Below are 21,516 nucleotides of genomic sequence, written 5' to 3'. Positions count from 1 at the left end.
AGATGATTTTTCTCAAGTCAGAAGAAGAAGTACTACTCATTAAGGAAAGTGCCCAGCTATTAGGCAAAGCACATGCAGAAGTAGCCAAATGGATTAAACCAGGTGTGGCCACAAAGCAGCTCGATAAAGTTGCTGATGAGTTTATCAGAGACCATAAAGGACATCCGTCATTTAAAGGTTATAATGGTTTTCCCTCAGCACTTTGTATTTCTTTGAATGATATTGTGGTTCACGGTTTTCCAAGCCAGTACCAACTAAAGGAAGGCGATGTTATTTCGATTGATTGTGGCGTAAAGTTAAATGGGTTTCATAGCGATAGTGCTTATACATATCCGATTGGGAATGTGATTCCTGAAGTTTCAAACCTCCTTAAAAGAACAAAACAGTCGCTCTATTTAGGTATTGAACAAGCCGTTGAAGGCAAACGAGTAGGAGATATAGGATATGCTGTCCAAACCTATGTGGAAAAGTTTGGATACGGTGTTGTAAGAGAATTAGTTGGGCATGGTGTAGGCCGAAATCTGCACGAAGGACCAGAAGTTCCAAATTATGGAAAAAAAGGACAAGGCCCTAGACTAAGAGAAGGAATCGTTATTGCTATTGAGCCAATGATTACACTTGGAAAACGTAATGTAGTTCAAGAAAAAGATGGTTGGACAATTAGAACAACGGATAGAAAACCAGCGGCTCATTTTGAACATACAGTATTAGTTCGAAAAGGTAAAGCTGAAATTCTTACAACGTTTAAGTATATCGAAGAAGTAACCCAAAATACGACGTTAATGGTAAGCGTCTAATTTTCCTTACCAAAAGAGTATATGGCAAAACAAGGACTCATCGAAGTTGACGGAATAATCGTAGAAGCACTCTCAAATGCGATGTTTAGAGTACAACTCGAAAACAAGCATGAAGTAATTGCTCACATTTCCGGAAAGATGCGAATGAATTATATCAAGATTTTGCAGGGTGATCGAGTGAAATTAGAGATGTCGCCTTATGACTTATCTAAAGCTCGGATTATCTATCGGTATAAATAAAGGTAACAACTTGATAATAGATAGTAGGGCTTTAAGTAGTTCGTTTTGATTTTGAAAGTCCTATCGTCTAAAATCCAAAATCAAATACAAAAATGAAAGTAAAAGCGTCTATTAAAAAGCGCAGTGCTGAATGTAAAGTGATTCGCCGTAAAGGTAAACTTTACGTGATCAACAAGAAAAATCCCAAGTACAAACAAAGACAAGGATAATTTAAGATATGGCACGTATTGCAGGTGTTGACATTCCAGACAAAAAACGTGGCGAAATTTCGCTTACTTACATCTTCGGAATTGGACGTAGCTCCGCTCGTAGAATTTTGGAAAAAGCTGGAATTAGTTACGACAAAAAAGTAGCTGAATGGTCGGACGAAGAAGCTAATGCTATTCGTGGAATCATTAATGGTGAATTTACTACTGAAGGCGCCCTTCGCTCAGAAGTTCAATTGAGCATCAAGCGCTTGATGGACATCGGTTGTTACCGTGGCTTGCGTCACCGTAAAGGTCTTCCTTTGCGTGGACAAAGAACGAAGAACAATAGCCGTACTCGTAAAGGTAAGCGTAAGACTGTAGCGAACAAGAAGAAGGCTACGAAGTAATTCATAATTGTTAACTGTTGTCCGTTATTTGTTTGAAATAATGAGTAGGATAACAGATAACTGCTAACAGATACCGATTAAAACAATGGCTCAAAATAAGCGTAAGGATAAAGCAAAAAAGCGCGTTGTACAAGTGGAGCAAGTGGGTCAAATTCACATTAAAGCTTCCTTCAACAACATTATCATCTCAGTTACCAATTTGTCTGGTCAAGTTATCTCTTGGGGATCAGCTGGTAAAATGGGCTTTAAAGGCTCAAAGAAAAATACGCCCTATGCTGCTCAAACAGCCGCTCAAAGCTGTGCCCAAGTAGCATATGACCTTGGAATGCGTAAAGCAGAAGTGTTTGTGAAAGGACCAGGTTCTGGACGTGAGTCTGCTATCCGTACCGTACAAAACGTAGGTATTGAAGTGACCACTATCAAGGACATTACTCCACTACCTCACAATGGCTGCCGCCCTCCAAAGCGCAGAAGAGTATAATCTTTAAGATTTTATAACACCGTACGAACAATCAGCAATTTGGACACTGGGGTTGCTAGATTGTTCCTACGGTAATTTTTGTGTTTATTCTAAATCAATTCACATGGCACGTTATACAGGTCCGAAATCGAAGATTTCACGTCGTTTTGGTGAGGCTATCCTAGGGCCAAGCAAAGCGCTTAGTAAAAAGAACTACCCTCCAGGCCAACACGGCAGAGGTCGTCGTAGCAAGAAGTCAGAATATGCACTTCAATTGCAAGAAAAACAAAAGGTAAAATATACTTATGGTATCTTGGAACGTCAGTTCCGCAACCTTTTCCACCGTGCAGCAGTACGTGAAGGTATTACAGGTGAAAACTTGCTTAAACTTTGCGAAGCACGTCTTGACAATACAGTATATCGTTTAGGAATTGCTCCTACTCGCCGTGCTGCTCGTCAGTTGGTTACTCACAAACACATCACTATTGATGGCGAAGTCGTAAATGTACCTTCGTACTCGTTGCGCCCAGGCCAAGTAGTTGGCGTTCGTGAGAAATCAAAATCACTTGAAACTATCAACGATAGCATCGTAGCTCGTACAGCTGCAGCGAAACGTTTTAACTGGCTTGAGTGGGATAACGGTTTGATGGTTGGTAAGTTTGTTCAGTACCCAGAACGTGATCAGATTCCTGAAAACGTGAATGAGCAAGCTATCGTCGAATTGTATTCGAAATAGTCTTAAATTATTCTACAAAACCCTTGTGGGGTGGATTACCACGTCAAGGGTTTTGTTTTTGTATGTTTAGAAAAACATACTTTTTTGCGGTTAATAACCGCTCTTCGGACTCTAAAAAAACTGCTAATCCTATGTCTATTTTAGCATTCCAAATGCCTGACAAGGTCGTAATGGAAAAAGCCGACGACTTTCACGGGTTGTTTGAGTTCAAGCCGCTGGAAAAAGGTTTCGGTGTAACAATAGGAAATGCGTTACGTCGTATCCTGCTTTCATCGCTGGAAGGCTACGCTATCATTAGCGTTCGTTTTCCAAGTGTTCTTCATGAATTCTCTTCGATTGAGGGAGTTGTTGAAGATGTAACCGAAATTATCTTGAACCTCAAAATGGTTCGGTTTAAGAAAATTTCGGAATTGGTTGATAACAAAATTTCGGTAAGTGTGAAAAACCAATCGGTGGTAACAGCTGGCGACATCGCTAAGTTTACATCATCGTTTCAGGTTTTGAATCCTGACCTAGTTATCTGTCACATCGACGACCAAATGACTTTCGAAATGGAGATTATCCTTGAAAAAGGTCGTGGTTATGTCCCTGCTGACGAACCTCGTTCATTGGAGTTGCCGATTGGTCATATTCCAATTGACGCCATTTACACACCAATCAAAAACGTTAAGTACAGCGTAGAAAATACGCGCGTAGAACAGAAAACTGACTACGAAAAACTACTTATTGAGGTTACTACTGATGGGTCTATCCACCCAGAAGAAGCCCTCAAAGGCGCTGCTTACATCTTGATTCAACACTTTATGTTGTTCTCTGATCAAACGATGACGTTTGAAACTCAGAAAAATGACGAAGTGAGCGAAGTAGATGAAGAAATGTTGCGTATGCGTAAGTTGTTGAAAACGCCTTTGGCAGACCTCGACTTATCAGTACGTGCTTATAACTGTCTTAAGTCGGCAGACATCAAAACTCTTGGTGATTTGGCAAGACTCGAAGTGGCTGATATGATGAAGTTCCGTAACTTCGGTAAAAAGTCATTGACTGAGTTAGAGCAATTAATTGCTGAGAAGAATTTGACGTTTGGTATGGACGTAGCGAAATACCGCCTCGACGAAGACTAAAATCTTTTGACCTTTCTCTGTAACGAGAAAGGTCTTTTTATGTATTGTTCAACCGGTTAGTATTCTGAAGCGCGGTTTCCGCAGCTCGAAGCTAATCAAAAACTCAAACTAATGAGACACGGTAAAAAAGACAACCATTTGGGGCGTACCTCCTCACACCGTAGTGCTTTACTACGTAACATGGCTTCGTCATTGATTATCCACAAGCGTATCGAAACTACTTTAGCGAAAGCAAAAGAACTCAAAAAATATGTTGAGCCCCTTTTGACTCGCTCTAAAGAAGATACTACGCACAACCGCCGTATCGTTTTCTCTTACATCCCTGAGAAAGAGGTTGTAAAAGAATTGTTCAGTACAGTTGCTGACAAAATCGCCAACCGTCCTGGAGGTTATACTCGTATCATCAAATTGGGTACTCGTCAAGGTGACGCTGCCGAAGTTTGTATGATTGAGTTAGTTGACTTCAACGAAACGCTTCTTGCAGCGGTTGAAGAAAAAGCAGCAAAAACACGTCGTAGCCGTCGTGGTGGTAAAAAAGCTGAAACTGAAGTAAAAGCTTCTGCACCAGTTGTGGAAGAAGTTGTTGCTGAAACAGCGGAAGCAACTGCTGCTGATGACCTTGAAATCATCGAAGGAATTGGTCCAAAAATCGCAAGCGCGCTTGTAGCTGCGGGTGTAACAACCTTTGCTCAATTGGCAGACTCAACTCCTGAAGCAATTCAAGAAATCGTATCGGCTGCGGGTATCGGTTCTAAGAGCCCTGCCACATGGCCTCAGCAAGCTGCCCTCGCTCGCGATGGTAAATTTGATGAATTGAAAGCTTGGCAAGACGAATTAAACGGAGGCCAAGAATAACTTTTCTCAGAATTATTTTTATAAAATGAAGAAAAGTTAAAATACAGAAGGGGTTAAACGAAAGTTTAGCCCCTTTTTTTGGAAATTTGCAAAACAAATTATTCAACACCAACTAAAAAATGGGTTCTCAACAACCAGCACTCTTACTTCTCGAAGACGGAACAGCCCTCAGAGGGTTGGCGCTTGGCAAAATTGGTACAATGGGTGGCGAAATTTGCTTCAACACTGGTATGACTGGCTATCAGGAAATCTATACTGATCCTTCGTACTTTGGGCAAATTGTAGTCAACACCAATTCTCACATTGGTAACTACGGTGTACAGTTGGACAGCGAGGAAGAATCAAATTCTGTAAAAATTAGCGGGATGGTTTGCAACTCTTTCTCGCGTATTTATTCTCGCAAAACAGCTGACTTTTCGCTCCAAACGTATTTTGAAAAAGCAAATATCGTTGGAATTAGCGAAGTGGATACCCGCCAATTGGTGCGTCACGTTCGCCAACAAGGGGTAATGAACGCAATCATTTCGTCCGAAATCTTGGACGAGAAAACACTCATGGAGCACTTAAAAGAAGTGCCTAACATGGCAGGTTTGGAGTTGTCGTCGGTAGTTTCTACGAAAGTGCCTTACTTTATGGGAGATGAAACAACGGCTCAGTACCGAATCGCGGTGATGGATTATGGAATTAAGAAAAGTATTCTTTTGAACATGACCCAACGCGGCTGCTACTGCAAGGTGTTCCCTGCTAAAACTCCTTTTGAAGAAGTGATGGCTTGGAATCCTGACGGTTTCTTTATCTCAAATGGCCCAGGTGACCCGTCGTCAATGCCGTATGCTGTTGAAACAGTCCAGAAGTTTTTGGAAACCAGCAAACCCATTTTTGGAATTTGTTTGGGACACCAAATCCTAGCGTTGGCGAGTGGAATTTCTACTTACAAAATGCACCACGGCCACCGCGGATTGAACCACCCCGTGAAGAACTTCCAAACAGGACTTTGTGAGATTACTTCACAGAACCACGGTTTTGCGGTAAGCCCAGAGGAAATCGAAGCGCATCCTGATGTTGAAGTAACGCACATCAACCTCAATGATAAAACCATTGAAGGAATTAAGCGAAAAGACAAGCCTGCATTTTCAGTACAGTATCACCCTGAAGCATCGCCAGGTCCGCACGATTCACGCTATTTGTTCGACAACTTTATTGAGTTGTTTAAAGCATAAAAAATCAAAGTAATATCCAAAAAACTCCCCAATTTCTTGGGGAGTTTTTTGTTTTAAATGGCTTTTGTAAAGTGTTGACTTTTACCAGTTCACTCTTAAACACGTTTCACTTTATGAAAGCTAATCGTCGAAGTTTTATTCAAACGCTGGGACTTAGTGCCGCAACGGCGGGAGTAAGCGCCCCTTTTGCTTCCACTGCGCATCCTATCAACGTTGAACCAAAAGAAGATGACCAAATTTTATTTGTTGGTGATAACATCGCCGTTGCAAATACAAGCTATGGCCGAGTCAGAGGGTTTGTTTTAAGAGGGATTCATACTTTTCTAGGAATCCCGTATGGCGCAGATACCTCAGGTGCAAATCGGTTTATGCCACCTCAAAAACCAGCGCCGTGGACGGAGGTGCGTCCTGCTGTTTGGTGGGGAAATACGGCACCTCAAATCATGGAAAAGCGGTATGCTGACCAATACGCCTCATTTGTTGATCATTGGAACTATGACGATGTAAGCGAAGATTGCCTTCGGATAAACGTCTGGACACCTGCTTTAGATACCAAAAAACGCCCAGTCGTTGTATGGTTGCACGGTGGTGGATTTGTTAATGGAAATGGTATCGAGCAAGATGGGTATCATGGCGAAAATCTAAGCCGAATGGGGGATGTGGTATTTTGTTCCCTCAACCACCGCCTTGGGGCGTTAGGTTTTACCAATATCGCGGGAGTAGGAGGTGAAAAATTTGCCGCTTCAGGCAATGTTGGTATGTTAGATATTGTTGCTGCCCTTGAATGGGTGCGAGACAATATCGCTAACTTTGGAGGAGATGCCTCTAACGTCACTATCATTGGTCAATCGGGCGGTGGGGCAAAAGTTTGTACACTGATGGCAATGCCGTCGGCCAAAGGGCTGTTTCATAAAGCGGTGGCATTGAGTGGATCATCATTAGGAGGTGTAAACAAAGAATACGCCGAAAAACTAGGCGCAGTGGTACTCAAAGAAGCAGGTCTAGGGTCGAATGAAATTGATAAGCTACAACAAATACCGTGGCGTGAGTACATAGATATTGCCAATCGTGCCGTAGCCAAAATGGCCGAAGAAGCAAAGCGGTTGAACCTAGCGCGAGGCGGGTTTAGCCCAGTAGCAGATGGGACGTTTTTGTCGGCGACGCCTTTTTATAGCGATTCGGCGCATTTCTCAGCGGATATTCCGATGATTATCTCCACAACCTTCAACGAGCAGTCGCCGAGTAGGGTTGATTCTGCACTCGAAAAAGTATCGATGAATGATGTCAAAGAAAAATTAAAAGTGCGTTTTGGTGAAAAGTCGGGAGAAGTAGCGGATGCTTATTCAAAAACATTCCCTGATAAAAAGCCAGTCGAAATTTGGTCGATGATATTAAGTAATCGTAAAAATGCAATTGCGACTGCCGATGCCAAAGTAAAACAGAAAGCACCTGTTTATGTGGCTTGGTTTGGATGGCAACCACCTCTTTTTGATGGACGAATGCGGGCTTTCCACTGCGACGATATTTGTTTTTGGTTTTATAATACCGATTTGATGCTCACGCACACGGGCGGGGGAGCGCGCCCAAGGCGACTTTCAGAGAAAATGGCCAAATCGTTTGTCAATTTTGCACGGACAGGAAACCCCAACGGAGGTGGCCTGCCTAACTGGCCACAATACACCACTGGAAAAGGAGAAACGATGATTCTTGATGATGTGCCAGTGGTAAAAAATGACCCCGACCGCGACGCAAGAAAGTCGTTAGCATAACCTGTTATCGCAGGGTATTTTTGGCCGCACCAACGCTTTTGTGGGTGCGGCTTTTGCCTAATTTTATATTCCTTAACCTCACATGAAAAATTACCTTTATACCTTATCCATCATTGTAGCGGCAACACTTGCTCTATTTTTCCCTCAAACTTTTACCCAAATTGGGGACTTTCATTTAAAAACCCTTATTGTTCCGCTCTTGCAGATTATCATGTTTGGGATGGGAACGACCATGAGCCCAAAAGACTTTGAAGCGGTTGCAAAATCTCCCAAAAGTGTCATCATTGGCCTCGTTTGTCAATTCACTATTATGCCCTTGGTGGGTTATACTTTGGCTGTAAGTTTTGACTTTCCTGCTGAAATTGCGGCAGGAATTATTCTAATTGGTTGTTCACCAAGCGGCCTAGCCTCAAACGTGATGGCGTATATTGCCAAGGCAAATGTGGCATTATCATTGACGATAACCTCTTGTGCAACCTTGATGGCTCCCATTCTTACACCTCTTTTGATGAAATTATTGGGAGGGTCGTTTATAGAAATTGATTTTATGAAGATGATGGTTGAAATCTTAAAAATCATCATTTTGCCCATCGGTGTGGGGTTGGCCGTGAATAAAATCTTTAGAAGTCAAACTGCGTTTCTAAACAAATACATGCCATTGGTTTCGATGGCAGGAATTGCCGTTATTATTTGTATCATTACGGCTGCGGGGCGGGATAGTTTGTTGAAGGTGGGCGGAATACTCATTGTATGTACATTGATTCATAATTTGGCTGGCTATGTGCTCGGGTATTGGAGTGCAAGATTATTGAAACTTCCCGAACAAGATTGTCGAACAGTCGCTATTGAAGTAGGTTTGCAAAATGGAGGGTTAGCCTCAGGAATTGCCCTACAAATGGGGAAAGTAGCAACTGTGGGGTTAGCGCCAGCGTTGTTTGGGCCAATTATGAACATTACAGGGTCATTGTTGGCGAGTTGGTGGAGTAAAAAACCAACCGAATAAGTAGGTAGAACTAAGAAGCGAATACATGAAAGAAAAAGAGTTTAGTGGCCAAGTGGCGATTGTAACGGGGGCTGGCCAAGGAATTGGCTTAGAAATAGCCCGTCAGTTGGCAGAACGGGGCGCGGCGGTTGTGCTAAACGACCTCGATAAAACATTGTCGGACGAAGGAGCGCTTGCTATTCAGCAGCAAGGAGGAAATTGTATCAGTTATCCAGGAAATGCGGCCGACGTTGACTTTGTGCAAGCAATGGTAGCTGAGGCTGTGAAGGTTTTTGGAAAGCTGACGACAATCGTGGCAAATGCAGGTATGACTACGTTTGGCGATTTTTTTGAATATCGCCCAGAATCGCTTCAACAGCTGTTAGATTTGAACATTAGGGGTAGTTTCTTCCTAACCCAAGCGGCGGCGCGCCAGATGCGCCTACAAGGGCAAGGAGGGCGTGTATTGTTGATGTCGTCGGTAACAGGCCACCAAGCGCACCAATTTTTGGCAGCTTATGGCATGACCAAAGCGGCCCTCGAAATGCTGGCGAAGAGTTTGGTGGTGGAGCTTTCTCCCCATGGGATTACCATCAATGCCGTAGCACCAGGCGCAACAATGACAGAACGCACGGCCGAAGATCCAGCATATAACCAAACTTGGAGTAAAATTACACCCATGGGGCGCCCTGCAACGGTGCAAGATATTGCCAATGCGGCACTGTTTCTGGTCTCGCCAGGGGCAGGGCACGTGACTGGGCAGTCGCTGGTTGTAGATGGAGGCTGGACGTCGGTGAGCCCGTCGCCTTATCATTCGTAGCTTTCACAATGGACATAAAAAAAGGAGCTGTTTTGGCAGCTCCTTTTTTGTGGTAAAAAAACGAAGAATTATCTCTTTCCGTATTTTCTAAGGAATTTGTCAACACGACCAGCCGTGTCAATCAATGTATTTTTACCAGTGTAGAACGGGTGTGACTGAGAAGTTACCTCGGCCTTGAACACAGGGTAAGTTTTTCCTTCAAACTCGATAGTGTCTTTTGTTGGGGCGCAAGAACGTGTTACGAACTTGTCATCAGTTGCTAAATCCCAAAATACGATTTCTCTGTAATCTGGATGAATTCCTTTTTTCATTTCTGTATCAGCGCTTTATGATGTTACGATGCTTTGTTTCAAAACGGGACGCAAAGATAGTAACTTTTTGAAAATCAAAAAAGTATCCTCCCAAAGAAGTTTGGTAAAAATATTTATATTGCATCAAACGAATGTAAAATATGACAAATTCGAGTGTACATTATCGTGCGTGTAATCTTTGCGAGGCCATTTGCGGTCTTGAAATCCACTACACGGATCATCAAGTGGTTTCGATAGCAGGAGATAAAAGCGATCCGTTTAGCCGTGGGCACGTTTGTCCTAAGGCCGTGGCGTTAAAAGATATTTATGAAGATCCCAATCGTTTGAAGAAACCCGTGCGCCGAACCGCTACTGGATGGGAGGAAATAACTTGGGAGGAGGCTTTGGAAGAAGTCGCGGCTCGTTTGGGGAAAATTCAGGCAAATGATGGCCCTGATGCAGTCGCAATGTATGCGGGAAATCCATCGGTGCATAATTCTGGGACGTATTTGGCAGGAACGAATCTGATGAGGGCTTTGAAGACAAAAAATATTTTCTCTGCAACTTCGGCCGACCAATTACCCCACCATTTTGCCGCTTGGCAGCAGTTTGGACATCCGTTTTTACTGCCTATTCCCGACATTGACCGTACCGATTTTTGGTTGATTTTGGGAGCCAACCCCCTTGCCTCTAATGGAAGCTTGATGACGGCACCTGATGTGGCAAATCGTTTGAAAGCGATTCAACAGCGCGGTGGAAAAGTGGTGGTCGTTGACCCGCGCTATACCGAAACTGCCGCCAAGGCCGACGCCCATTTCTTCATCCGTCCTGCTACCGATGTCTTTTTGTTATTGGCTATGTTACAGGTGATTTTTGAAGAAAAACTAGAAAAAGTGCCAGCCTATGCTGATGGATTGGAGGAGTTGAAAGCGCTAGTAGCGGCTTTTTCACCTGAACAGGTAACTGAACGTACGGGGATTGAAACAGCACATATTCGACAGTTGGCTAGGGAGTTTGCCAATGCCCCATCGGCGGTTGCGTATGGGAGAATTGGGTTGTCAACTCAGGCTTTTGGAGGTGCTTGTCAGTGGTTGGTGAATGCCCTCAACTGCGTCACTGGAAACCTTGATAAAGCGGGTGGAGCCATGTTTACCCAACCTGCCATGGATATTTTAGCTACCTCCAAAGGGGAGTACAACAAATACAACCGTTACCAAAGTCGGGTACGTGGATTGCCTGAGTTTATGGGAGAACTTCCCGTTTCGACCTTGGCTGAGGAAATTTTGACGGAAGGTGAGGGACAAATAAAAGCGTTGATTACAAGTTGCGGAAACCCGATTCTTTCGACGCCAAACGGGCAGCAGTTGGATTGGGCGTTTGAAGCTTTGGAGTTTATGGTTTCCATCGACATTTATATCAACGAAACAACCCGCCATGCTCATCTCATTTTGCCCCCTGCAACAGGCTTAGAGGTAGCTCATTATGACTTGACTTTTAATGCCTTGGCCATCCGAAATGTAGCACGATGGTCGGAGCCGTTATTTTCCAAAGAAACAGGTGCGAAATATGATTGGGAGATTTTTCAGGAACTAACAGCTCGTTTGACGGGTCATTATTCTCCCTCATTTACTCCTGAAGACCCGCACGCAAAAGTCGATTTAGCCCTGCGTTTTGGGAAATATAAATTAAGTTTAGATACGCTTCGGCAACATCCACACGGTTTGGATTTGGGGGCTTTAGAGCCCTGTTTACCCGCACGTTTGCAGACTTCAAATAAAAAAGTTAGGTTGGCTCCAGCGTTATTAGTCAAAGATGTAGAAAGAATCAAAAAAGCATTGGCGCAAACTCCGCCCTCAGACTTTGACTTATTGCTTATCAATAGACGCCACGTTCGAGATAACAATTCGTGGATGCACAATTCGGAGCGCTTGGTGAAGGGACGCAACCGTTGTACGTTATTGATGCACCCACAGGATGCCCAACAACGAGGGATTGAAACAGGAACGAAAGTCCAAGTACTTTCACGGGTGGGAGAGGTAAAGGTAGAGGTGGAACTGACCGAAAAAATAATGCTTGGTGTAGTGAGTTTGCCGCATGGCTATGGGCATGGACGAGACGGAGTTAGGCTAAATGTGGCGCAAGCTCACGCGGGCGTTAGTGTTAATGACTTAACGGATGAACAAGTGCTGGATGACTTGACGGGGAATTCAGTATTTGGAGGCGTGCCAGTACGAGTACAAAACTGCTATGATTTGCGGAGTTTTGTATAACTTCAAGCCCCATTTTCACGTTTTAAAAAGAAAAATCGCTTCATCATGCACTTTCGTTTTTACTTGATTTTCTGTGTGTCGGCACTGATTGGGTCAACTATGTATGCCCAGCGCTCGCCACTTTATTCGACTGAACAACAGCAAAAGATTAGAAATGTACGACAATCAATTGATAATCAATATAGATTGGCGGCGGCTGAGTTGCAGCAATTAGCAAAGAAAAATAACTGGGTAGAACGACAGTCCTTTCCCGATGGGTCGGTGATGATTTTGGCAGGGGTAAGCGAAACGGGGCAACCTTTGTATGATGTTACTACAACCAACGTTGGGGCTGCCTTCACAACACGCACAAATACACTTTATAACGATGGCGGACTGGGACTAAATTTGACAGGAGGTAGTGCGCCAATGAAAGACCGCTTGGCAATATGGGACGGTGGACTGGTACTTGGAACGCACACCGAACTGGCAGGACGGGTGACTCAGCTAGACAATGCGACTACGGCGGATGCCCACGCTACGCACGTCAGTGGAACCATGATCGCAACGGGAGTGAATCCTAGGGCGAAAGGAATGTCGAATGCCGCGACGCTTCTGGCCCATGATTTTAACAATGATACTCCAGAAATGGTCAATGTGGCTCCCGATGTGTTGATTTCTAACCATTCTTACGGAACAGTTTCGGGGTGGCGTTATAATTCAGCCCGCCCTGGTACCGATGTGAACCGTAAATGGGAATGGTATGGAGATTCAACGGTAAATGAGCAATACGATTATAAAATGGGGTTCTATGACACCCGTGCGCGTGAATGGGATCGTATCGCTTACAACGCGCCCTATTATTTAATTGTCCATTCCGCAGGAAATGCAAGGGGCTCGAATGGCCCTCCAGCTGGAACACCGTATTTTTTGGGAAGTTCAACTCGGACAAGCACCATCCAACGCGCAGCTCAAGATGGATATGATTTAATTCCGACCTATGGGAATGCTAAAAATACCTTGACGGTGGGCGCTGTGAGTGTGTTAAGCAACGGCTATAACCAAGTTTCAGACCCACGAATTTCCAGTTTTAGTAGTTGGGGGCCGACCGATGACGGTCGCATTAAACCCGATATTGTGGGTGTAGGAGTGAGTGTTTTTTCGACAACATCCACCTCCAATAATGCTTACACAGTGCTCAGTGGCACCTCAATGGCATCGCCAAATGTATCGGGGTCGTTGTTTTTGCTACAGGAGCTTTATCAGCAGCAAAATAAGAAATTTATGCGTTCGTCAACGCTGAAAGGCTTGGCAATTCATACCGCCGACGATGCAGGTAATCCTGGCCCTGACTATCAATACGGGTGGGGGCTTTTGAATATGAAGCAAGCAGCTGAAGTGATTCTGAACCGTGATTTGAACCATGTATTGGCAGAACGCACGCTGGCGATTAATGAAGTCTATAGTACACAAGTGGTTGCGTCGGGACGTGGTCCGTTGGTGGCTACCATTTGCTGGACGGACCCTGAATCCCAGGCCACGAGTGTATCGGCGGCGAATTTTAACAATCGAACGCCTAAATTAATCAATGACTTAGACATACGTGTGAGTGATGGAACGACGGAATCATTGCCGTGGATACTAGACCCGAATCAACCGTCGGCGAATGCAACGCAGGGTGATAATATTCGGGATAACGTCGAACAAATACGTATTGTCAATCCCGTTCCTGGGCGTACTTATACAATCACGATAAAGCACAAAGGGACCACGTTAACCAATACATCACAGGCTTATGCTTTGATTATGAGTGGAATAGGTGGAAAGGCGTTTTGCGAATCGAAGGCAAGTTCAAACGCAGATACCAAAATTGCCCAAGTAACATTCGGCAATGTGGTGCAAGCAGGAAAAGAGGGCTGCCAAGACTACAGCGATTTTACAACGCAAGTAGTCGCTGTGGCGGCAGGACAAACGCTGCCATTGGAAGTGAAACTAACAACCTGTGGAGGCGATTTTGACAAAGTTGTTAAGGCATTTGTGGATTGGAATGGTGACGGAGATTTTGATGATCCCAATGAAAACGTAGCGACATCGGATGTACTAAAAGGCAATGCGACATTCAAAGCGGATGTAAAAGTGCCTTCTGGGTTAGTGGTAGGAAATTTGGCACGTTTACGGATTGTATGCGTCGAAACCAATTCACTTTCGTCGGTGGTGGCGTGCGGGGTCTATGCCAAAGGCGAAACGCAAGAATACCTGGTTCGTTATGTTCGTCCAACGCGGGATGTTGCCTTGGCGTCGTTGGTAACACCAGAAAATAATTTTTGTGGTAACCAACTGAAAAATATCACCGTACAGGTGAGAAATGTAGGAACCGAAACGCAACAAAATATACCCGTTTCAGTGCAAGTGTGGGATGCTTCTGGTGCATTGGTGGGAACAATAAACGGGGCTGTTAACCAAGCGATTGCTCCTTTTTCAACGGCTACTATGACACTCTCCGATGCACTGTTAGGGAAACTGGTATCTGGTCAAAATTACCAGTTTATTTGTCGTACTAACCTTGAAAACGACCAAGACACGGCCAATAATGTTCTTCGTGAGGTTCGGACTGTCGCCACCGTTCCAACGGTTACTTCGGCTACGGCGACTTACTGTGACGCGGATCCGTTATCCTTGATTTCGCGGGATTCGGGCACGGCTTTTTGGTATGATAGTCCTACGGAAGCAAAGCCATTTGCGATTGGAAATTTTGCAAGTAGCTCGTTGAAAGTCCCCAACGGAACATTTTATGTAGCATTAAATGACTTCAGTGGGAATGTAGGCCCAGCGTCTAAGTCGCTTTACGGAGGAGGGTCGTATGCGGGAAATTTTGGGCCTGCGCCGTTGATTAAAACCGAAGTACCTTTGATTCTTGAAAGTGCTCGATTATACACGGCTACGCCAGGTCGATTGACTTTTACCGTCATGGGGCTTGACGACCGATTTGTGTCGAGTACGACAATAGACGTGACGGCCAGCCGAAACCCCAATGTACCGAATACGGGTGCACCTGCGGGACAATATGCGGATGACCCATCAGACGAAGGGAAAGTGTATCCACTCAATTTGTCGATTCCGCAGGCGGGGAATTATAAAATCACCATTGAATACGAAAACGGTGCCACGATTTACCGTAGCAATGTTGGTGTCACGGGTTTCCCGTATAGCATTCCTGGGGTGATTGCGTTGCGCGGAGCGTTATTTACCCAAAACAATACCGTGGATACCCTTACCAATGCGTATTATTATTTGTACGATTTGAAAGTGAAGTCATTTGGCTGTCCGAGTGAAAGAGTAGCAATTGCCGCCAAAACCGCTACTAAGTCCACGCCAAGTATTAGTTTTGACGGGGCCGCAAGTATTTGTGAAGGTAGTTCTCTTACCCTGAAAGCACCAGTAAATGCGGGGATTTATCAATGGTATTTCAACAGTCAGCCAGTTAGCGGAGCCGTAGGGAACAGTTTTGAGGCAATACAGGCAGGTAATTATGCGGTAAGCACTTCGGTAAATAATTGTTTGCCAACGTTATCGACGCCAGTTGCCTTAACTACCCGTAAGCCCGAGAAGCCTACCATTACTGTGGTAGATGGAATTACGCTTCGTTCTAATGCGACGACAAGTAATCAATGGTTGATCAATGGCTTGCCAATCCCTGGAGCAACGTCGGCTACGTTTACGGCGTTTCAAACGGGCAGTTATTCCGTAAGAGCCAATGTGAGTGGTTGCGGAGAAGTGGTGTCGGACGAAGTCAGAATTACCATTACTGCCTTGGACGACAATGCTGCATCGACGGTTGCAACCTCCAGGGTGTATCCCAATCCTGCGCACGCATTTTTGGTATGTGAATACGTGTCGCCGACCAATAGCAAACCGACGGCTATCAGAGCAGCGCTCTACGACCTAAGCGGCCGAATGGTAGGACAACAGCAAATGGAAAAAATTGAAAAAACATTTCGGACGCAGTTTAACGTAACTTCTTTGCAAAGCGGTACGTTTTTTGCTATATTCGAAGAGGAGGGTACACCAATGCGCGTTGTGCATACGATACAGAAGCTTTAGAGCGCGCGCTGTACTTGAAAGGAATGGCGATTATTTTACCCCTTACACTATTATTTTTTTTTACTCGGCTGATAAACAGGCGTTCTATGGTGCTCTGTTTGTCAGCCGCTACTTTCTTCGCTAGCGCTCAAGCGCAAGTTAAACCAGTTTTGAAGAACGATTCTGTCTCCCATTTATTCATCAAGGGCCTTCAACAACGCTATACCCAAAATCGTCAATGGGCTTTCAAAAATGCAAAAAAGAAGGGTTGGTTTACTAGCAAAAAATATGCCAACGGACGAATTTTGACTTTGCAAGGGGTGGATGCAGTCGGCGAACCTGTCTATTATACCAGCCATAATGTCGTCGCTTCGATGGGAACACATACTACTGGGCTTTACGTTGGTGGTGGGCTTGGCGTGGACTTAAAAGGAGATTTACCTGAGCTAGATGGACGCCTTTGTATTTGGGACGGTGGCTTACCGCGCTTGTCGCACGTTGAATTTGGAGGTAGAGTACGCCTAAAAGATCAAAGTACGGTCTTGAGTGATCATGCCACCCACTTGTCGGGAACGATGGCTGCCGCAGGAGTTAACGCGCAGGTGAAAGGAATGGCCTACGGGGCAAAATTGGACGTTTGGGACTATACCGACGATTTGGTAGAAATGGCCCGAGAAGCGTCTCGAATGCTCATCTCAAATCATGCCTATGGCCCAGTGGTAGGTTGGGTTTTTAACGAAAATCGCCCAGGAACCAACCCCAACCTTAAATGGGAATGGTGGGGAAATACGTCAATTAGCGCAACAGAAGATTATCGTTTTGGGTTTTATGACGACAAAGCCCGCGATTTAGACCAACTAGCCGCAAATAGCCCTTATTACTTAATCGTAAAATCGGCCGATAACAAACATGCCGAAACGGGACCACCTATTGGTTCTCCTTATTTTTTGAGAAATACTAGCCAAACCAGTTTGCTGGAACGCAGCCGCAATGATGCCTATGACGCTATTCCGTCGGAGGCAAATGCTAAAAATATTTTAACGGTGGGCGGTGCCGCTATTCAACTGCAAGGGTCGTCCATTACTGATTTTAAAGTGGCAGATTTTAGTGGTTGGGGACCTACAGACGACGGGCGTATTAAACCCGATTTGCTGGGGGTTGGGAGTAACATTATTTCCTCGATTGCGTCCTCCAACAATGCCTACGCGACCATGTCGGGCACTTCTACCGCCAGCGCCAATGTATCAGGGTCATTGATTTTGCTACAAGAGCTTTTTTATCGTCGTCAAAATTATTTTATGCGTTCGGCTACGTTGAAAGGCTTGGTGCTTCACACTGCAAGTACCCCAAAAGGAAAAGTGGGTCCAAGTTATGAGTACGGATGGGGCTTGCTGAACGCCGAAAAAGCCGCTCAGGTAGTGCTTAATACGGCGAATAGACACGTATTGTTGGAAAATACGTTGAAACAAAACGAAACCTACCAACAAAAAGTCATCGCCGCAGGTACCGAACCGCTGATAGTAACGCTTTCTTGGACCGACCCTGAAGGGATTGCGACGGGTATTTCCAGCCAAAATGTAGATAGCCCTTCGTTGAAATTAATCAATGATTTGGACGTTCGGCTGACCGACGAAACAGGAACAACCTACTTCCCTTGGGTGCTCGACCCTACCAAGCCCACGCAAGCAGCTACGGGTGGTGACAACATTCGGGACAATGTAGAACAGGTGCTCATTCTGACTCCTCCGACGGGGAAGGTTTATACCGTGACCGTACGGCATAAACGCACCTTAAAAAATAACGGACAACCTTATACATTGATTATGAGCGGTGTAAAGCCGCAAGATTGTGTGGCAGCAGTGCAAGTGTTGAAAGGACAAGACACCACCATTTGTAGCAGCAATAAAGTGCAGCTTCAAGTGAAGGGTGATAACGCCATCACCTATCAATGGCTGAAAGATGGAAATGTGATTGGTACTACCACTACGCCTATCTACGAAATTACGCAAGCAGGAGTGTATAGTGTAAAAGCCATCGGATACCAGTGTTCGGCACAATCGAAAACAATATCGGTTGCTGTGACCAATGTCAATGCCAAAATAACCCCAGAAGGTACCGCGACTATTTGTGCAGGTACGCCTATTTTGTTGACTGCCAGTGCGGGTTCGGGGTATAGATACCAATGGCGTCGGGATGGAGAAAATATTGCTGGTGCAACCGCCTCAACCCTCAATCCTACCGAAGCAGGGAATTACAGTGTGGTGATTACGGCAGGGCGCTGTGTGGTCACAACCCCGTCCACCCAACTTGTTTCGTCGCTACAGCGTCCCGTTATTTCAACCAATAGCGGGACAATTATTCCGCCAAGCGGAAGTATTCGTCTTACAACGAGTACAGGAGAAGGGATGACCTATCGCTGGTTTTTGAATGGTACGGTGATTCCTACCGCAACAGGGCCACGATTGGTTGCAACCCTCGCAGGAAAATATAGCGTAGAAATTACCCAGCGAGGATGTTCGATTGCGTCAAAAGTACTTGAACTTACCAACACCCAATACGCGCCCAATAGCCCGATTACGAACACTCCACCCGAAATTTTAATCTTAAAAGAAAAGCTCTCGCTGTATCCCAATCCTGTGGTAGATGCCTTGACGGTGGCTTATGAATCGGACAATACGTACGATTTAACGGCCGAAATTATCACCAACGATGGCCGAACGCTCACGCAAAAGCTTCTTTATGACAATGGAAGCGTTTTCTTGAACCAGTTTGACGTGTCAGAATTGCCTACTGGACAGTATTTTATTCGGGTAAGCGACGGGCGACGGGTGATTGCCAAGCCTTTTATTAAGCACTAACAACAACGCTGAACTTTGACAAAGAAAAGTTATGTTTGTCTTTGTAAAGTTGTTTTGTTTATGCCTCTTTTGCGTACGCACACCCACCAGCCTCCACGGTGGCTTCCCAATGGCCACTATCAGAGCATATTTCCTGCCTTGTTTCGGAAAATTAAACCACCGTACCAGCGTGAACGTCTCACGACGCTCGACGATGATTTTCTGGATATTGACTGGAGTTTCGCACCCTCAACTTCTACTGACATTGCTTCAAAGCCACCCTTGGTGATTCTTTCGCATGGATTGGAAGGAAGCAGTACGCGTCAGTACATCACAGGAATGGTCCGTTTGCTGAATCATCATGGATACGATTGCTTGGCGTGGAACTACCGCAGTTGCAGCGGAGAAATCAATCGTCAGCTTCGGTTTTATCACAGTGGCGAAACATCGGATTTGGATTTTGTGGTGAAGTATGCCATTGCCAAAGGCTATACTGAGATTTCGCTCATGGGCTTTAGTTTGGGGGGAAACGTAACGCTAAAGTACGCTGGCGAACAAGGGAAAACGTTGCCCAAGCAGATTCATAAAGTGGTGGTTTTTAGCGTGCCAATGGATTTGTTGGGCTGTAGCCGAAACATCGAAAAACCAGAAAACAAGGTTTATCTATGGCGTTTTTTGCAAACATTAAAGCCAAAAATTGAAGCAAAAGCTACTCAATATCCCGACCGTTTCGATGTTTCGCAATGGGAAAAGGTAAAAACGTTTTGGGATTTTGACCATATTTATACGGGGCCTCTTCATGGGTTTATCGGGGCGGATGACTACTATCAGCGCTGTAGTTCTACATATTTTGTCGAAGGAATTGCGGTGCCAACCCTCATTGTGAATGCCGAAAACGATCCGTTGGTTCCTTACCAAAGTTTGCCCATCAAGACCATTACAGATATGCCTAATGTGTGGCTAGAACTTACTGCGCAAGGCGGGCATTGCGGGTTTCGACCCCGACGTTTTGACCAAAAAGGGGCTTATTGGTCAGAAGTAAGGGCACTAGAGTTCTTACAAAAACCATGAACGGGCTCATTCTGGTAGGAGGGCGTAGTACGCGCATGGGGGTTGACAAAAGCCAGCTTTCTTATCACGCGAAACCTCAGTGGGAATACTTATTTGAATTGGTTTCAGGTGTTGCACCGACGTACCTATCATGTAGGAAAGAGCAACAAGACCTGTTCGGAAATACGCCACTTTTGTTGGATTCGTTGGAGGTCGGGCCAATGGGGGGAATTGCGAGTGCTATTTTTTCTCAACCATCTACCCCGTGGTTGGTGGTGGCCTGTGATATGCCTTTTGTCAACCAAAAAACACTGGAATATTTGGTGACCCATCGGGAAGCGCACTTGCCTGCCACTGTTTTCAAACATCCTTCCACGGGATTTTTAGAGCCTTTGGTGGGGATTTGGGAGCCAACGTCCGAAAAATGGTTGAGGGAAGCAGTGGCTGAGGGAGAGTTTTCTCTCACCAAACTGTTGCGAAAGATGGGCGTGCCAGGGCTTGCTTGTCCCGACGAACGTTGGTTACAAAATATCAATACGCCCGATGAACGTGATAAAGTCAAAACGGCTTTTCATATTTATCAAAAATCAAATCAAAACGGTCGTTGAGAATGTCATCCAAATGACGGTGATAATCTGGGAAATTCGGAAGGTTGTTGTGCCCGCCGCCATAAATCGGAATAAGACGAGCCGATTGGGGAATGAGGTTCATCAACCGTACACTTGACCGAAAAGGGATAAGCAGGTCTTTGGTCCCGTGAATAATATAAATCGGGCATTTGACATACTTTATCCAGACATCAGTACGAATCGAAAATTTGAGAATATAAGAAACGGGTAAAAAAGGCAAAAAACGGGTAGTGAGGCGGGTAAAACTGTAGTAAGGAGCGTCTAAAATAAGCATTTTTGGGTGATTGGCCGAGGCCAGTTTTGTGGCAAAACCCGACCCCAAGGAGCGTCCATAAATGATGATTTTCTCTTCGGAATAACCGTATTTTGAGCGCATTTTATTATAGACGTGCTGCGCATCGTTTTTGAGTCCTTCTTCGGTTTGTTTTCCCGTACTTTTGCCAAAACCTCGGTAATCAATCATCAGTACATCGTAGCCATGCTGGGTAAAATCTTTGGCGTATTTAGACCAGCCTTTGATGCTTCGCGTATTGCCGTGAAAATAGACCACGAGACCTCGGGAAATGTCGTCTTGATAAAAACGAAGTGCGTTGATGCGGACGTTAGGTTCGGGTTCAAAAAATAACTCCTCAAATAGGTCTTCGTAATTATAGACGAAATCTTGCGGGAGTTTTTCAGGTTTAAAGATAAATTTGTGTTGAATAAAGTACGCCAATAAGCACAAAACGAGGTAAATGGCCCCTAGCCAAATCAATCGTTCGGTGGTAAAAAAATCAAGCATTTGTT

Annotated in this window: 19 protein-coding genes; 17 read left to right on the top strand and 2 right to left on the bottom strand. The window is 44.9% G+C overall.

Translation table 11 applies throughout. The features are described from left to right. Positions 1-2: 2 nt before the first annotated feature. From map to DTQ70_RS22115, 12 genes are all read left to right on the top strand, one after another. Entirely contained in the window at positions 3-797 is a 795-nt protein-coding gene (map, locus tag DTQ70_RS22170) for a type I methionyl aminopeptidase (protein ID WP_122932840.1), read from the top strand. Positions 798-818: 21 nt separating this feature from the next. Next, positions 819-1,037, top strand: a complete 219-nt coding sequence (gene infA / locus DTQ70_RS22165; RefSeq protein WP_013927416.1) for a translation initiation factor IF-1 — start codon at positions 819-821, stop codon at positions 1,035-1,037. 92 nt (positions 1,038-1,129) lie between these two features. Beyond that, on the top strand, positions 1,130-1,246 hold the full coding sequence (gene rpmJ / locus DTQ70_RS22160; protein ID WP_028523604.1) for a 50S ribosomal protein L36: 117 nt from the start codon (positions 1,130-1,132) through the stop codon (positions 1,244-1,246). 8 nt (positions 1,247-1,254) lie between these two features. Then, positions 1,255-1,632 carry a 30S ribosomal protein S13 gene (gene rpsM, locus DTQ70_RS22155; protein WP_028523605.1) on the top strand — a complete coding sequence of 126 codons (378 nt, stop codon included), beginning with the start codon at positions 1,255-1,257 and terminating at the stop codon, positions 1,630-1,632. Positions 1,633-1,717: 85 nt separating this feature from the next. Beyond that, complete coding sequence (rpsK, locus tag DTQ70_RS22150) at positions 1,718-2,113, top strand: 30S ribosomal protein S11 (protein WP_028523606.1); 396 nt, start codon at positions 1,718-1,720, stop codon at positions 2,111-2,113. 103 nt (positions 2,114-2,216) lie between these two features. Beyond that, positions 2,217-2,828, top strand: coding sequence for a 30S ribosomal protein S4 (rpsD, locus tag DTQ70_RS22145; RefSeq protein WP_028523607.1), 612 nt, complete (start codon positions 2,217-2,219; stop codon positions 2,826-2,828). 131 nt (positions 2,829-2,959) lie between these two features. After that, complete coding sequence (locus tag DTQ70_RS22140; RefSeq protein ID WP_122934514.1) at positions 2,960-3,949, top strand: DNA-directed RNA polymerase subunit alpha; 990 nt, start codon at positions 2,960-2,962, stop codon at positions 3,947-3,949. Positions 3,950-4,060: 111 nt separating this feature from the next. After that, positions 4,061-4,804 (top strand): 50S ribosomal protein L17, encoded by a 744-nt coding sequence (gene rplQ, locus DTQ70_RS22135; protein WP_122932839.1) that lies wholly within the window; start codon positions 4,061-4,063, stop codon positions 4,802-4,804. 119 nt (positions 4,805-4,923) lie between these two features. Beyond that, complete coding sequence (gene carA, locus DTQ70_RS22130) at positions 4,924-6,024, top strand: glutamine-hydrolyzing carbamoyl-phosphate synthase small subunit (RefSeq protein WP_122932838.1); 1,101 nt, start codon at positions 4,924-4,926, stop codon at positions 6,022-6,024. A 113-nt stretch (positions 6,025-6,137) separates the two neighbouring features. Next, on the top strand, positions 6,138-7,793 hold the full coding sequence (locus DTQ70_RS22125; protein ID WP_122932837.1) for a carboxylesterase/lipase family protein: 1,656 nt from the start codon (positions 6,138-6,140) through the stop codon (positions 7,791-7,793). Between the two features lie 82 nt (positions 7,794-7,875). Beyond that, complete coding sequence (locus DTQ70_RS22120) at positions 7,876-8,796, top strand: bile acid:sodium symporter family protein (RefSeq protein ID WP_122932836.1); 921 nt, start codon at positions 7,876-7,878, stop codon at positions 8,794-8,796. Between the two features lie 25 nt (positions 8,797-8,821). Next, on the top strand, positions 8,822-9,595 hold the full coding sequence (locus DTQ70_RS22115) for an SDR family NAD(P)-dependent oxidoreductase (protein WP_122932835.1): 774 nt from the start codon (positions 8,822-8,824) through the stop codon (positions 9,593-9,595). A gap of 68 nt (positions 9,596-9,663) precedes the next feature. Here DTQ70_RS22115 and DTQ70_RS22110 read toward each other — a convergent pair whose 3' ends face one another. Further along, positions 9,664-9,906, bottom strand: a complete 243-nt coding sequence (locus DTQ70_RS22110) for a type B 50S ribosomal protein L31 (RefSeq protein ID WP_037300150.1) — start codon at positions 9,904-9,906, stop codon at positions 9,664-9,666. 140 nt (positions 9,907-10,046) lie between these two features. On the opposite strand from DTQ70_RS22110, the gene DTQ70_RS22105 reads away from it, so the two are divergent. From DTQ70_RS22105 to DTQ70_RS22085, 5 genes are all read left to right on the top strand, one after another. Then, a complete protein-coding gene (locus DTQ70_RS22105) occupies positions 10,047-12,155 on the top strand; it encodes a molybdopterin oxidoreductase family protein (RefSeq protein WP_122932834.1) in 2,109 nt (702 codons plus the stop codon). Between the two features lie 45 nt (positions 12,156-12,200). Beyond that, the gene (locus tag DTQ70_RS22100; RefSeq protein ID WP_122932833.1) at positions 12,201-16,235 is read left to right on the top strand and encodes a S8 family serine peptidase; all 4,035 of its coding nucleotides are present in this window, start codon (positions 12,201-12,203) and stop codon (positions 16,233-16,235) included. A gap of 149 nt (positions 16,236-16,384) precedes the next feature. After that, positions 16,385-19,072, top strand: coding sequence for a S8 family serine peptidase (locus tag DTQ70_RS22095; RefSeq protein WP_164490157.1), 2,688 nt, complete (start codon positions 16,385-16,387; stop codon positions 19,070-19,072). Between the two features lie 60 nt (positions 19,073-19,132). Beyond that, a complete protein-coding gene (locus DTQ70_RS22090; RefSeq protein ID WP_122932831.1) occupies positions 19,133-20,122 on the top strand; it encodes a YheT family hydrolase in 990 nt (329 codons plus the stop codon). Further along, positions 20,119-20,709, top strand: a complete 591-nt coding sequence (locus DTQ70_RS22085) for an NTP transferase domain-containing protein (protein WP_122932830.1) — start codon at positions 20,119-20,121, stop codon at positions 20,707-20,709. Before DTQ70_RS22090 ends, DTQ70_RS22085 begins: the two co-directional genes overlap by 4 nt. Here DTQ70_RS22085 and DTQ70_RS22080 read toward each other — a convergent pair. Then, positions 20,660-21,511, bottom strand: coding sequence for an alpha/beta hydrolase (locus tag DTQ70_RS22080; protein WP_122934513.1), 852 nt, complete (start codon positions 21,509-21,511; stop codon positions 20,660-20,662). The genes DTQ70_RS22085 and DTQ70_RS22080 overlap by 50 nt on opposite strands. Between the last annotated feature and the right edge of the window lie 5 nt (positions 21,512-21,516).

Source organism: Runella sp. SP2, assembly GCF_003711225.1.
Classification (GTDB): domain Bacteria; phylum Bacteroidota; class Bacteroidia; order Cytophagales; family Spirosomataceae; genus Runella.
Note: the sequence above shows the minus strand (reverse complement) of the source record. Positions and strands in the feature narration are given on the sequence as shown.

Coding starts and splice junctions, on each gene's coding strand:
- map (WP_122932840.1), top strand. CDS start 3: ATGATTTTTCTCAAGTCAGAAGAAGAAGTACTACTCATTAAGGAAAGT.
- infA (WP_013927416.1), top strand. CDS start 819: ATGGCAAAACAAGGACTCATCGAAGTTGACGGAATAATCGTAGAAGCA.
- rpmJ (WP_028523604.1), top strand. CDS start 1,130: ATGAAAGTAAAAGCGTCTATTAAAAAGCGCAGTGCTGAATGTAAAGTG.
- rpsM (WP_028523605.1), top strand. CDS start 1,255: ATGGCACGTATTGCAGGTGTTGACATTCCAGACAAAAAACGTGGCGAA.
- rpsK (WP_028523606.1), top strand. CDS start 1,718: ATGGCTCAAAATAAGCGTAAGGATAAAGCAAAAAAGCGCGTTGTACAA.
- rpsD (WP_028523607.1), top strand. CDS start 2,217: ATGGCACGTTATACAGGTCCGAAATCGAAGATTTCACGTCGTTTTGGT.
- DTQ70_RS22140 (WP_122934514.1), top strand. CDS start 2,960: ATGTCTATTTTAGCATTCCAAATGCCTGACAAGGTCGTAATGGAAAAA.
- rplQ (WP_122932839.1), top strand. CDS start 4,061: ATGAGACACGGTAAAAAAGACAACCATTTGGGGCGTACCTCCTCACAC.
- carA (WP_122932838.1), top strand. CDS start 4,924: ATGGGTTCTCAACAACCAGCACTCTTACTTCTCGAAGACGGAACAGCC.
- DTQ70_RS22125 (WP_122932837.1), top strand. CDS start 6,138: ATGAAAGCTAATCGTCGAAGTTTTATTCAAACGCTGGGACTTAGTGCC.
- DTQ70_RS22120 (WP_122932836.1), top strand. CDS start 7,876: ATGAAAAATTACCTTTATACCTTATCCATCATTGTAGCGGCAACACTT.
- DTQ70_RS22115 (WP_122932835.1), top strand. CDS start 8,822: ATGAAAGAAAAAGAGTTTAGTGGCCAAGTGGCGATTGTAACGGGGGCT.
- DTQ70_RS22110 (WP_037300150.1), bottom strand. CDS start 9,906: ATGAAAAAAGGAATTCATCCAGATTACAGAGAAATCGTATTTTGGGAT.
- DTQ70_RS22105 (WP_122932834.1), top strand. CDS start 10,047: ATGACAAATTCGAGTGTACATTATCGTGCGTGTAATCTTTGCGAGGCC.
- DTQ70_RS22100 (WP_122932833.1), top strand. CDS start 12,201: ATGCACTTTCGTTTTTACTTGATTTTCTGTGTGTCGGCACTGATTGGG.
- DTQ70_RS22090 (WP_122932831.1), top strand. CDS start 19,133: ATGCCTCTTTTGCGTACGCACACCCACCAGCCTCCACGGTGGCTTCCC.
- DTQ70_RS22085 (WP_122932830.1), top strand. CDS start 20,119: ATGAACGGGCTCATTCTGGTAGGAGGGCGTAGTACGCGCATGGGGGTT.
- DTQ70_RS22080 (WP_122934513.1), bottom strand. CDS start 21,511: ATGCTTGATTTTTTTACCACCGAACGATTGATTTGGCTAGGGGCCATT.